Annotated in this window: 6 protein-coding genes; 5 read left to right on the plus strand and 1 reads right to left on the minus strand. The window is 75.2% G+C overall.

Annotated elements, in window-relative coordinates:
- Window positions 1-46 precede the first annotated feature (46 nt).
- From AC5R91_RS12125 to AC5R91_RS12145, 5 genes are all read left to right on the plus strand, one after another.
- Complete coding sequence (locus AC5R91_RS12125; protein ID WP_495397250.1) at window positions 47-613, plus strand: hypothetical protein; 567 nt, start codon at window positions 47-49, stop codon at window positions 611-613.
- A 614-nt stretch (window positions 614-1,227) separates the two neighbouring features.
- Window positions 1,228-2,106 carry an ABC transporter ATP-binding protein gene (locus AC5R91_RS12130; RefSeq protein ID WP_495397950.1) on the plus strand — a complete coding sequence of 293 codons (879 nt, stop codon included), beginning with the start codon at window positions 1,228-1,230 and terminating at the stop codon, window positions 2,104-2,106.
- A gap of 59 nt (window positions 2,107-2,165) precedes the next feature.
- The gene (locus AC5R91_RS12135; protein WP_495397251.1) at window positions 2,166-4,646 is read left to right on the plus strand and encodes an ABC transporter permease; all 2,481 of its coding nucleotides are present in this window, start codon (window positions 2,166-2,168) and stop codon (window positions 4,644-4,646) included.
- Window positions 4,647-4,714: 68 nt separating this feature from the next.
- Window positions 4,715-5,641 (plus strand): YhjD/YihY/BrkB family envelope integrity protein, encoded by a 927-nt coding sequence (locus AC5R91_RS12140; RefSeq protein ID WP_495397252.1) that lies wholly within the window; start codon window positions 4,715-4,717, stop codon window positions 5,639-5,641.
- A 79-nt stretch (window positions 5,642-5,720) separates the two neighbouring features.
- A complete protein-coding gene (locus tag AC5R91_RS12145) occupies window positions 5,721-5,924 on the plus strand; it encodes a hypothetical protein (RefSeq protein ID WP_495397253.1) in 204 nt (67 codons plus the stop codon).
- A 571-nt stretch (window positions 5,925-6,495) separates the two neighbouring features.
- Here the strand turns inward: AC5R91_RS12145 and AC5R91_RS12150 are convergent.
- Entirely contained in the window at window positions 6,496-13,764 is a 7,269-nt protein-coding gene (locus AC5R91_RS12150; protein WP_495397254.1) for an SDR family NAD(P)-dependent oxidoreductase, read from the minus strand.
- Window positions 13,765-13,801 lie beyond the last annotated feature (37 nt).

Here is a 13,801-nt window from a genome sequence, read left to right on the forward strand (position 1 = left end):
GTGGACCGTTGCCGCGGGCGGACTGGCCAGGACGGGAGACGAACCCATGGACGGGCGGGTGGGCCAGGGCGACTGTACGGGCAGGACCGCGGGGGAACCGCCGCTGCGTTGGCGGCGGCCGGCCTGCGCCCCCGGGCTGAAGTTCGCCAGCCAGCATACGGACGTGGTCGTCCGGTACCGCTACGCCGGGCGGATCCGCGAGGTCCGGATTCCCGTCGCACTGTGGGCGCCGTTCGTCCACGACGTCCGCACCGGCGTGTTCGACCGGTTGACCCCGCACGACGGACCCCTCGGCTGGACCTCCTGGGGGGCCGGCAGCGGCCAGGTCGCCCGCGGCCTGCCGGACGAGGTGATCGTCCGGTTCCGCCACCTCGGGACCATGCGGGAGAACCGGCTGCCGCAGACGATCTGGGACCAGATCCTGGTGGCCGTCCGCGCCCACGCCATCGACGACCTGGACGCCGGCGTGGACGACGCGGCCACCGACCGGCGCCCGACCGGCTTCCGCACGGTGCACGGCAGCGCCCTGCCGCTGGTCCGCCAGCGCGAGGGCGGCTCCGATCGGTTCCGCAGCACGCAACCGCGTCCCCACCACAGCCACCCCACCCGCTAGCCGGGCCCGCCGCGGTCCGCGGAGGGCGGACCGCGGCGGGCTCGCACGACGGCCGCGCGGGCCGGACCAACGCCGGTCCCACCGCGTCGGACCTGCGGGCTGCCCGCCGCACCCCTCACGGCGGGCAGCCCGCCAGATCCCCGCACCGGATGCACCATCCCCACCAGACCGGCTGCCCGCCGACATCCCAGCGCCGGCGTCCGACCCCCCGGTAACCCTCACCGGCGAGCGGGTCCGCCCTGGCGCCCACCGGCGGGCAGCCACCCTTCCCCTCGCCCCGACACCTCCCGACGGCTCCCGTCCTGACCATCCCCGTCCTGACCATCCCCGTCCGCCGACCACTCCCCCACCGGTGGCGGCCGCCGCGTCACCCCCATCCGCCAGGGGCGCCGGCGGATGCGCGGCGCCGCCGCCGGACCACCATCCACCGGGGTCCGCCGTGCCCGACGGCGGGCCCCGGTGGATGCCACCGCATTCGTGGGGCGTTGCCCGGCGGCGCGCGCAATCCGGCCGCCGGCCGGTTCCCCCGGCGCCGTGCGGGCCGCGCCGATACTGGCCCGAGCCCGGCGCGACCGGAGGCCGGGGACCGCGACGACAGGGGGCCGAGCGTGGCATTGCCCGGCGGCCCGGCGGATCGGGAGACCGAAACGGCCGACGAAACCGGAACGGCGGACGAAACCGGAACGGCGGACGAGACCGGGACAGCCGACGAGACCGGGACAGCCGACGAGACCGGGACAGCCGACGAGACCGGAACAGCCGACGAGACCGGAACAGCCGAGGCGGTGCGCATCGACCTGGTCGGCGTCGGGAAGCGGTACGACGGCGGGGCGGCCGGCGTCACGGCGCTCGCGGACGTCACCCTGCGGGTCGGCGCCCGCGGCCTGCTGGTGATCCTCGGGCCGTCGGGATGCGGCAAGACGACGCTGCTCAACCTGATCGGCACGTTGGACACCCCCACCACGGGGACGGTGCGGCTCGACGGCGTCGACGTCACCAGCGCGTCCCGGCGGACCCGGCGGGAGGTTCGCCGCCGGGCGGTCAGCTTCGTGTTCCAGTCGTTCAACCTGTTCCCGGCGCTCACCGCGCGGGAGAACGTCCGCTTCGGCGCGGACGTCGCCGGACGGGACCGGGCCGGCGAGGTCACCGACGAGGTGCTGGCCGGGGTGGGACTCGACGAGCGCGCCGCGCACTTCCCCCACCAGCTCTCCGGCGGGGAGCAGCAGCGGGTGGCGATCGCCCGTGCCATCGCCACCGGCAACCCGATCCTGCTGGCCGACGAGCCGACCGGCGAGCTGGACGTCACCACCGGCGTGCGCATCCTGGAGTTGCTGCGCGGCCAGTCCGCCCAGGGCCGGACCGTCCTCGTCGTCACCCACAACCGGGAGATCGCCCGGGTCGCGGACCGGGTGATCGAGCTGTCCGGCGGGCGGATCGTCCACGACGGCCCGCCGCCCGGCGGCCAGGTGCCGGTGACGGAGTTGCGCTGGTGACCGGGCACAGGCCAGCGCACGGGTGCGCGCTGGCGGACGGGTAGTCGGGCGGCGGACGGATGGCATCGACGGGGCTGTGGTGGCGCTGGTCGCTGCGCGAGCTGCGCCAGCGCCTGCTGCTCGTGGTCGCGATCGCCGTGATGATCGGCCTCGGCACGGGGCTCTACGCCGGCCTGACCAGCTCCTCGCACTGGCGGCGGCAGTCCTACGACGCCAGCTACGCCCGGCTGAACGTGCACGATCTGCGGGTCGCCGTCGGGGCCGGGGCCACGGTGGCGCAGGGCCGGCTCGCGGCGGTGGTCCGGTCGCTGCCGGCCGCGGCGGCCGTCACCGCCGACGCCGAACGACTGGTGCTACCGACCGAGATCGACGCCTCCCGCCCCGGGCACACCGTGCTCTCCCGCGGCGAGCTGGTCGGCATCGACCTGACCGCCCGGCCGCCGGTCGACGCGGTCTCGGTGGCTCGGGGACGCGGGCTGGTCCCCGCCGACGACGGGCGCGACGTCGGCGTGCTGGACCGTACCTTCGCCAACGCGAACCACCTCCCGCCGACCGGCACCGTGCGGACCAGCGGCGGCGGCGAGGTGCGCTACGTCGGGCAGGGCCAGTCGCCGGAGTACTTCATCCTGCCCGGCGAGCAGCCGGGCCTGGTCACCCAGTCCGGATTCGGGGTGCTCTACACGTCGCTGCCGACCGCGCAGCGGCTCACCGGGCAGCCCGGCGCCGTCAACGACCTGGTGCTGACCCTGCGACCGGGCACGAACACCGGCGCGTTCGCCGCCGAGCTGTCCCGGGCCCTGGCCGCCGCGCTGCCGGGCACCAGCGTGACGGTGACCGACCGGGACGACATCCAGACCCGGCAGATCCTCTACGACGACGTGAACAGCGATCAGCGGCTGTGGGACGTGCTGGCCGTCCTCGTCCTGGTCGGGGCGGTGTTCGCCGCGTTCAACCTGGTCGGACGGGTCGTCGACGCACAGCGCCGGGAGATCGGCATCGGGATGGCGCTCGGGGTGGCACCGCGCCGGCTCGCACTGCGCCCGCTGCTGCTGGGCGCGCAGGTCGGGGTGCTCGGCGTGGTCGCCGGCGTCCTGGTGGGCCTCGTCGTGGGGGCCGCGATGGGCGCGCTGCTGCGTGGAGTGTGGCCGCTGCCGGTGTGGCGCACGAACTTCCAGGTCGGCGTGTTCGCCCGGGCCGCGGCCGTGGGCCTGGTCCTGCCGGTGCTCGCCGCCCTGCCGCCGGTGTGGCGGGCGGTGCGGGTGGAGCCGGTGCAGGCGATCCGGGCAAGCGCCGTGGCCGGGGGGACGGGACCGCTGGTCCGGCTGCTGGGCCGGGCCCGGCTGCCGGGGGGCAGCCTCGCCCAGATGCCGCTGCGCAACCTGGCGCGCGCCCCGCGCCGGCTGCTGCTCACCGCCGTCGCGATCGCCGCGGTGATCACCGCCCTGGTGGTCTTCACCGGCGAGCTGGACACCTTCACCCGCACCACGAACCGGGCCGAGGCGGACCTGACAACCAGCGCCCCCGACCGGCTGCGGGTGATGCTGCCCCGGGTCGAACCGGTGAACTCCCCGACGGTGGACGCCGTGCGCCGTTCCCCCGCCATCGCCGAGACCGATCCCACGCTGGCGCTGCCCAGCCGCATCGCCCCAGGGGCCCGGACCGGCACCGCGGCGGGCACCCGGGCCGGTGGCGACACCTCGGCCGCGCCGATCGACGTACTCACCTACATCCTCGACATCGGGCACGGGCTGTGGTCGCCCTCGGTCGTCTCCGGGTCTCCCACCGGGGGGCTGCTGATCTCCCAGAAGGCCGCCCACGACCTGGGCGTCCACCCCGGCGACACGATCACGCTGCGCCATCCGCAGCGGGTCGGCACCGGCTACCGGACCGTCGACACGCCGCAGCGGATCGCCGGCATCCACGCCTTCCCGGTGCGCTCGGTGGTGTTCCTCGACAACGCCGACGCCGGCGCGTTCCGGCTCGCCGGAACCACCAACGTGGTCGTCGTGCAGCCGGCGGCCGGGTACGGGCGGGACGCGGCCACCCGGACGCTGGCCGCCATCCCGGGAGTGGCGTCGGTGGTGTCGGCGACGGCGAGCATCGAGGAGATCCGGGCCCTGCTGCGCAGCTTCGTCGGGATCCTGCGCATCGGCGAGGTGGTGGTGCTCCTGCTGGCCGTGCTCATCGCCTACAACGCGATGAGCATCGCCGTGGACGAGCGGCGCCGCGAGCACGCGACGATGCTCGCCTACGGGTTGTCCACCCGCACCGTGCTCGGCCTGACCGTCGCCGAGAGCGCGGTGATGGGCCTGGTCGGGACGCTGCTGGGGATCGCCGCCGGCTACTGGGCGCTGCGCTACACCGTGGAGGTGCTGCTCGCCGAGACGCTGCCCGACCTCGGCGTGCAGGCGATCCTGTCGGGCCGCACCCTGGTCGTCATCCTGCTGCTCGGCGTCGGCGCGGTGGCGGTCGCGCCGCTGGCCGCGGCCCGCCGGGTCCGCCGGATGGACGTCCCCTCCACCCTTCGGGTCATCGAGTAACACCGCGCAGGGCCGGGGCGGGCAGGATGAGGACCGCCGGCTGACTGCGGGGACGTCATGAGGCTGCGTTGGTTGACGAGGTTGCGCTGGCTCGTGAGGCTGCGCTGGTTTATGAGGTGCGCTGGTTTATGAGGCTGCGCTGGTTGACGGTGCTGGGGCGGGACGTGGTCGGCGCGCTGCGCGGCCACGACCTCGCACTGCTCGCGGCGGGCGTCACTTACTACGCGGCGATCGCGATCGTTCCCGGGGTGCTGGTGGCCGTCAACCTGCTCGGCCTGCTGCTGGGGCGGCCGCGCACGGCGGAGCTCGGCTGTTCCCTGGCCGGCGCGCTGCCGGGTGGTCTCGGCGCCCCGGCGGTCGTGCTCGCCGCGTTCGACGCGGCGCTGACGATGTCGCCGCTGGTCGTCGTGGCCGCCGCGGTGCCCGCCTCGTTCTACGGCGAGGGGCTGCGGCGGGCCTTCGTCCGGCTCGCCGGAACGACCGAGGGTCTCGTCGGGTGGCGGGGTCGCCTCGGCGTCCTGCCGCTGCTCGCCGTCGCCCCGGTACTGCTGCTGCCGGTGCTCCTCGTGACGCCGACCCTGGCCCGGCTGTTCGCCGAGAGCGACGCCTCGGCGGGGCTCGGGGTGGTCGTCGCGTTCATGGCCGACTGGCTGGCGCTGACCGCGACACTCGTGATCGTCTACCGGGTGGTGGGGCCGGGGCGGCCGGGCTGGACGGCGACGCTGTGGGCGGCGGCGGCGACCGGGTCGTTCGTCGCCGGCTTCGTGCAGGGGTTCGTGCTGTTCCTGTCTTTCCATCTGGACCTGGGCCTGCCGTTCGGCGGCTTCCGGGCCATCGGCGGGGCCGTCGCGGTCGGCTTCTGGCTGTTCGTGCTGCACCTGATCGTGCTCGTCGGCTACAGCCTCGCCCTACGCCTCGACGAACGCGGCGGCGTCCCGTGGGCGAATGCACGTCCGGCGCGGCCGCGGCCGCGAGCCGCCGACGGTCGTCGGTGACCAGGAGCCGAGCCGACGGCCGGCGGCGGATCCCGCGGCAACCGCACGCGCCCTAATGCCCCCGGCCCGCCCCGGTGCCGTGATCCACCCCGTTGCCGTGGTCGACTCCGTTGCCGTGATCCACCCCGTTGCCGCCGTCGGCGAGAAGATTCACGGCTCCGCGGTTCGCGGGCGACTGACCCAGGGGGGATTGAATCCCCCCTGGGACGATGCCGCCGATCCCGAAAGCGACAACGAGAAGACCGACGGCCGCCACGGTCAACTGGATCCGCCGCAGAGCTAGGGTTCGCATCTTTGCACCTTTTGTCGATGGGTAGTTCCCTGCCGGTAAATCACCCAGGGATTCACTGGAGAATCGGCCGAGGATCCTCGGCAGCAGCCGGGGATGTTCGCTGTGCGATCCGGCGACAACACGGAGACTAGCGCGACGAACCCCAGCCGGATGCTACCAGGAAGTGCCTATACGAAGATCCCCTTCTCCGCCCGAAGGGACCACGCGACAGTGGTCGAGGGCGCCGCCCAATACCTGCCGACGTCACTGACCAGCGGAAATCACGTGGGCGTTTCCGCAGCGCGTCTTGGTTCACCATCGCGGCGGGGATATCAATCACACCGCGGAGGGACGAGCTGGCGGCAGGACCCAGTGTGGGCCTCGTGCCGGACTGATCCGGGGGACGATGAGCCGGTGCCGATCGATCGCCCGTCCGGGACCTCCGCGGACAGCGCCCTGGAGTCAGTGGTCGTGCAGCGACCAGCACGGTCAGGCGGATTCACGGCCTGACCGCCGGTTCCTTTCCCTGGTCGCTTTCACGCGCGACCATCCGCTCGATCGCCTTTTTGGGGTCAGAAGTGGGTCAGGACGAGGGCATCCAGTCGGGGCGGCGGACCAGTTCCACCCCGATCAGTTCGATCCGGGCGGCGTCGTCGTCCAGGACCACCACGTCGCACAGGGCGTGGATGTTGTCGATCTCCCGGGCGGTGACGACGCTGCGGGCCTCACCGGTCATCAGACCCGGCCGGTGGATGCGGCACTCGCGGACCGCGACCGGCAACGCGCCGCCGAGCACCCGCCAGGCCCACAGCCCGGCGAGCTGCATCCCGCCGTCGAGGCCGGCGACGTCGAAGTACCAGTCGTCGAGGCCCCACGCCAGCTCCCGCACGCCGACGACGGACCCCTCGGCGCCGTGCTCCGACATCCCCTTGAGCCACTGGATCGCCTGGAAACGCGGGCCGTGGAACAGCGCGTCGCTGCGGTAGATCAGGTCCCGGCACGTCGACACCTCGGCTGCCTTCTCGGCGAGGCCTGCCGGGGTCGGCCACGCCGACGCCGGCACCGGCTGTGGCTGTGCGGCGTCGAGTTTGGCCTGGTAGTGAGGCATGCCGTCGGCGTCGTCGAGGCGCAGCACGGGTAGCGGCGCCGCGCCGGCCCCGGCGGCGGGCAGGTCACCGGCGCCCGGGGCCCCAGCCCCAGCCCCGGCCCCGGCCCCGGCCTCGGTCACGGCCTCGGTCACGCTGACGTACAGCTCGTGCCCGGTGTCGGCCAGGTGCGGGAAGGCGATCTTGCGCAGGACCCGCAGGTCGCGCAGCACCATCCCGGCCTCGCCGTCGCCGCGCAGCGCGCGGGCCCCGCGGGCGAGCCAGTCCAGCGCCATCGCGAGCGGGAGCACGGCGATGTCGGCCGGGCTGTGGTCGGTCAGCCAGGGATGGGTGCGTTCGTGCACCGAGAGCTGGCCGAGGACCCGCCGGGCGACCGCCGGCCCGGGCCCCCCGCCCGCCGGCCCGGATCCCCCGCCCGCCGGCCCGGACTCGCCGCCCGCGAGGCTGCCCACGGCCGCGCCGACGTCGGACGAACGGGTCCGGCCGTCGACGGAGGCACCGAGCGCCTCCGGGCCGCCCGCGCCGAGCAGGATCCGCGGCTGCGTCCCGGCGCTGCGCACGCCCGTGATCTCGTCGACGAACACCGCCGCGCCCTGGGCGACCGGGAGCGCCGGCACCCCCCGGCTGGCGAAGACCTCGGCGAGCAGCGGTCCGACCATCCCGCCGGCCCAGGGGCCCCAGGCGATCGAGCGCACCAGGCAGTCCGGATGCGCGGCCCGGTAGGCGCCGGCGACCTGGTCCAGGGTCGCGTTCGCCATGGCGTAGTCGGCCTGGCCGGCGTTGCCGAACCAGCCCGCCACCGAGGAGAACAGGCACAGCAGCTCCACGGGATCGTCGGCGAGCGCGTCCAGCATCGTCCGCAGACCCCGCACCTTCGTGTCGAACACCCGGTCGAAAGCGTCGTCGGTCTTGTCGACGAGCAGCTTGTCGGCGAGCGTGCCGGCTCCGTGGACGAGTCCGCTGACCGGCCCCCAGTCCGCCCGGACCTCCTCCAGGGCACGGGCGACCGCGTCGGGGTCGCGGACGTCCACCGGCAGGTAGCGGGCCTGCGAACCGGCGCGCCGGAGGGCGGCGAGGGTCGCGTGCACCTCCCGCGCGGCCAGGATCTCCCGCGCCTGCGCCCGCAGCCGGGCCGGGCCCGCCGCCGCGTCGTCGCGCTCGGCCAGCAGCCGCACCAGCGACGGCTCGTCGGTCGCGGCCGCGAGCCCGGCCGGCTCGTCGAGCAGGGGCGTGCGGCCCAGCAGGACCAGCCGCGGCTGGCAGGTCCGGGCCAGCTCGATCAGGGATGCGGCCGTCACGCCGCGGGCGCCGCCCGTCGCGACGATCACCGCGCCGGGCGCGAGCCGAAGCGGGTGCGTGTCCGCCGGCTCCGGCGGGGCCGGCGCCACCCCCGCAACGAGGCGGGTGCCGTCGGCGCGCAGGCCGACGACCGGGGTCATCCCGCCCTGGCGCAGCTCGTGGGCGACAGCGGCGGCGAGCGACGCCGGGTCCCGCCCGGCCCGTTCGCAGTCGATCGCCCGGACCGCCGCGTCCGGCCATTCGGCGGCCGCGGTGCGGGCCAGCGCGGCCAGCCCGCCGAGCCAGGCCCGCGTCCCCTGCCGACCGTCGAGGCCGAGGTCGCCGCCGGTGTCCTGCACGGTCACGAACAGCCCGCCGTGCACCGCCGACGACGAGGCCATGGCCCGCGCCCAGCGGAAGGCGTCCCGCTGCCGGTCGAGGGCCTGCTCGACGGAGTCGGCGGCCGCCAGCCCGCCGAGCAGGATCACCCCGCCGGCGTCGGCGGCCAGCCCGCCCGGCCCGTCCGGCCCGTCCGGCCCGGCGTCCGGCGGGCTGTCGGTGACGACCGCGCCGATGCCGTGCCGGTCGAGCTCGGCGGCGAGCGCGGACCCGAGGCCGCTGCCGCCGTCGACGATCGTCAGCGGACGCGCGCCCAGCCCGAGGGGAGCAAGCCCCGGGGCCGCGACGGGCCTGACCTCCGGCACGAGCCGGGTCAGCGGCGGCCAGCCGGCGGCCCCTCCTGTGGAACCGGCCGGAAAGGGGGCATCGGCCGCCACGCCCGTCGAGCCCTGCACCGATGTCGCCGCCGCCCTGGTCGGGTCCCCGGCGGGGCGCTCGGCGAGGTCCGGGATGGCTGCGGCCGCCGCCGTGCCGGGGCCGGTCGGATCCGGCCCGCTCGGTCCGCTCGCCGCCGGTTGCGGCTCGTCGGCCCGGTTGCGCATGAGGTCGACGACCTCGCCGAGGGTGCGCAGCGCGGTGAGCTGCGCCAGGGCGTCGCCCTCGCTGACGTCGACCGCGATCTCGCCGACGTGCTGGCGCAGCGCGGAGAGGATCTCGACCTTCTTCAGCGAGTCGATGCCGAGGTCGCCCTCCAGCTCCATGTCCATCGCCAGCGCGGAGACGGGGTATCCGGTGCGCTCCGCGACGACGTCGAGCAGCAACGCCTCCAGCTCCTCGACGCTGCGCGGCGCCGGCGCCCCCACGGCCCCGACATCGCCTGGTGCCGGGGCAACTGCGGGCGAGCCGCCGACCGGCTGATCAGCAGCAACGCCAGGCGCCGCGGCAACGGCCGAGACGGTGCCCTGCGCCACCACCGGCGGCACGCCGGCGGAGGGCATGGTGGCGGGCGGTGTCGCCGTGGGCCGGGAGACGGGAGCGGTCGGGGCGGGTGCCGGCGGCACGGCGACCGCGGCGGAGGCGGGCGGCGCGACCGTCGGGTCGGCCACCGGCACCGCGGGCGGCGCCGTCATGGCCTGACCGGCCTGGACCGGTTCGGCCGGCCGGGGCTCGGTGCTCGCCGGCGCCTCCGGCACCGGCGGCATGGCCGTGGCAGGCATGGCCGTGGCAGGCATCGCCGTCGCAGGCATCGCCGACGCAGGCATCGCCGACGCAGGCATCGCCGTCGCAGGCATCGCCGACGGCGGGACCGCCGGTGGCAACGCGGCGGGGTTCACCGCCGGCACAGCCGGCAGGTATCCGGGCGCCGGGGACAGGTCCATGGCGGGTGCGCCGGCCAGCCGCGCGCACATGGCCTCCGTCGTGCGCAGGAACTCCACCTGCGCCTCGGTCATCAGGTGCTGGTAGGCGGCCTGGACCTGGGCGGTCTGCCGGTGCGCCTCGACGAAGGCGGCCCACCAGCCCGGCCCGGCGACGACATCGCCCACCAGGGCCGCATCGGGCGACGGCGCAACCGCCGGCGCCTCCGTGGTGGTGGCCGGCACGGTGGACGCCGCCAAGGGCGTCGGCTCGGCCGCCCCCGACCCGGTCACAGGGGTCGGCGTCCCGGTTATGGCAGGTGCGGGAGGCGGCTGCGCGGCCGGGGGCGCCGGCATCGGCTCCGCGGCCGACGCAGCCGGCATCGGCTCCTCGGGTGGGGGTGCCGGCATCGGCTCGGCGGGCGGCGGTGCCGGCACCGGACCCGCGGCCGGCGGCGCGCTCGCCTGCGCGGTCGCCGGCGGTGTCGACGTGGTTTCCGCGGCCGGCGACGGTGCGCCGGGCTGCGTCGGCGGTCCCGCGGTCGGTGCCGTCGGTGCGGTCGGAATCGCGCCGTCGGCCGATGCCGGGGCTGGAGGTGCGGCGGGGACGGTGGGACGCGGCGGGGCGGCGATGCCGTCGGCCGGAGCCGGAGCCGGCACGGCCACCCCGGCGGCGGTCGTCGGAGCGACAGGCGCGGGAGACTCGGTCGCCGGAGAGGCAGTCGCGGGAGAGGCGGTCGCGGGAGAGGCGGTGGCGGCGGACCGGGCTGGGTGATCACCGTTGGGCGATGGCTCGCCCAACGGCGGTGGGTAGTTGCGGCCGTAGTTGGATCCGTCGATCCGCATGGTCATCACCGGCTTCCGGCGCCGCCCACCGGCAGGGGCGGGCGGCGGGTCGTCGAAGGTCAGCCGCGCGCCCTGGACGGCGAGCTGGCCGAGCGCGGACTGCAGCATGGCGTCGCCGTCCTGGCCGCGGCGGTCCAGGCTGATCGCGAGGTGCTCCCGGCCGTCGAGGATCTGGTTGACCAGACCGGTGAGGACCCCGCCGGGGCCCACCTCGACGAAGGTCCGCACGCCGTCGGCGTACATGGTCTCGATCTGGTCGACGAACAGCACCTGCGCGGTGAGCTGGTCGACGATCCGCTCCCGGATCAGCGCCGGGTCGGTCGGGTAGGGCCGGCCGTCGGAGCCCGCGATGACCTCGCAGCGCGCCGGGTGGATCTCGATGCCCTCGAGCACCTCGCGCAGCGGGTCGCGGGCCGGCGCGACCAGGGGGCAGTGGAAGGCGGTCGCCGTCTCCAGCCACCGCGTGGCGATGCCCTCGGCGGCGAGCTTGCCCTGCACCGTCTCCAGCGCCGCCGCCGCGCCGGACAGCACGAGCTGCCTCGGGGCGTTGTGGTTGGCCACCCAGACGTCCCGGTCGGGCAGCCCGTCGAGGGCCGCCGCGACGTCGTCGTGGGTGGCAACGGCGGCGAGCATCCGCCCGCCCGCCCGCTCGGTGGTGTTGCGCAGCAGCTCGCCGCGCCGGCGGGCGAGGATGACCAGCGATTCGGCGTCGAGGACGCCGGCGGCGCACAGTGCCGTCAGCTCACCGAAGCTGTGTCCGGCCACGCAGGGTGGGCGGACCCCGTAGCTGTCGAGGACGGCGAGCAGGGCCAGCGAGTGCAGCGCGATCGCCGGCTGCGCCCATTCGGCGGCGGTCAGCGTGCTCTGCCTGGCGACGCGCTCGGCCTCGTCGAAGGTCGGCGGCGGGAACACCACCTCGTGCAGCGGCGTGCCGCCGAAACGCAGGCCGCCGAGGCGGTCCCAGACCTCCTGCGCGGCAGGGTATCGCAGCGCCACGTCCGTGCCCATCCCGACGTACTGGCTGCCCTGGCCGGGGAAGAGGAACGCCGGCGGGGCCGCCGCCGGCGGCGGCACGGGCGGGATGCCGGTGCCGGACTCGTCGGTCGGGCTCGCGTAGTTCGGGGTCACGTGGTTCGGGGTCATGTGGTTCGAGGTCGCGTAGTGCAGCCCACGCGGGTTGGTGAACGGCTCCCGCGGCCGCTGGCCGATCAGATTCGCGGCCTGGTCGATCCGGGTGCCGAGCTGCTCGGCGGAGCCGGCGACCAGGGCGAGGCGGACCGGGCGGCGGGAGTCGAACTCGCGCCGGCTCGCCCGCGCGATCCTCGCGGTGGGCCGGGAGGTGTCGATCGCCCGAAGCGCGGCGACGATCTGCTCGGGCGTGTCGGCACCGAACAGCACCAGCTCGCTGCCGGCGGCCCGCGGCATACGAGGCTGCCGGACGTGGCCGCCGCCGGTTTCCCTGGACTCGCCGGTTGCACTGGACTCGCCGGGCACGCCAAGATCGCCGGACCCGCCGCCGGCGTGGGTCGGCGCCTCCTCCAGCGCGATGTGGAAGTTGATGCCGCCGAAGCCGAAGCTCGACACCGAGGCCCGGCGCGGGTGGTCCGCCGGGCGCACCCAGGGGCGGCAGACGGTGCTGAGGTAGAAGGGGCTGGAATCGAGCGAGAGATCGGCGTTCGGTTCCGCTGCCTTGATCGTCGGCGGCAGGGTGTGATGGTGCAGGGCGAACACGGCCTTGAGCAGCCCGGCCGCGCCTGCCGCCGACTTCGTGTGCCCGATCTGCGACTTCACCGATCCCAGCGCGCACCAGCGATCGCCGTCGCGCTCGGCGGCGCCGAACACCTCGGTCAGCGCGGTGACCTCGGTGCGGTCCCCGACGACGGTGCCGGTGCCGTGCGCCTCGACGAGCCCGACCGTCTCCGGCCCGTAGCCGGCGTCGGCGTAGGCGGCCCGCACCGCCCTGACCTGGCCGCCCGGCGCCGGGGCGTAGATCGCCGCGCCCCGCCCGTCCGACGAGGAGCCGATCCCGCGGATCACGGCATAGATCTTGTTGCCGTCCCGACGGGCGTCGTCGAGGCGCTTGAGCGCGACCATCGCGACGCCCTCGCCGAGCAGCGTGCCGTCGGCCTGCGCGGAGAAGGGCCGGCAGTCCTCTGTGGGCGACAGGGCCGGCGTCTTGCAGAAGCTCACGAACGTGCACGGGTTGTTCAGAGCGTCGACGCCACCACTGATGATCATATCGGCGCGACCGAGGACGAGTTCGTTCACGCCGGCCGACACCGCCGCCAGGGAGCTCGCGCAGGCGGCGTCCACGGTGTAGTTCACCGCGTGCAGGTTGAGCCGGTTCGCGACCCGGCCGGCGACGATGTTGCCCAGGCCGCCGGGAAGGGTGGCCTCCTGCCACTGCGGATAGTCCTTGAGCACGTGGTCGCAGATGCGGCGGGCGTCGGTGTCGGAGTAGCCGAGTTCGCGCAGCGCCTTGAACCACATCGGGCGGCCCAGGCGCAGGTCGATCTCGCTGAGCAGCTCCAGGTTGCCGCTGCCGAGGATGCAGCCGATGCCGCCGCGGTCGGCGGTGTCGTACTCGTCGCCCAGGGCGTCGCGCAGCGTCTGGTCGGCGACCTGCAGCGCGAACAACTGCGCCGTGTCGGTGGCCGGGACGGTGCTCGGCGGGATGCCGAACTCGGCCGGGTCGAAGTCGATCGTCGGCAGGAACGAGCCGCGCCGCACGTACGTCTTGTCGATCGCGGCCGGGTCCGGGTCGTAGTAGTCCTCGACCAGCCAGTGGGAACGCGGCACCTCGGTGATCAGATCCTCGCCGCGGACGATGGAGTTCCAGAACCCGGCGGCGTCCGTCGAGCCCGGCATGATGGCGCCCACTCCGACGACCGCGATCGGCGGTTGGGGCGGGGAGTCCGTTCGTCGCATTGTGTCCGTGTCTCCTTCCGGACTGGCCGGCCCTTTG

The organism is Frankia sp. BMG5.60 (assembly GCF_059428125.1).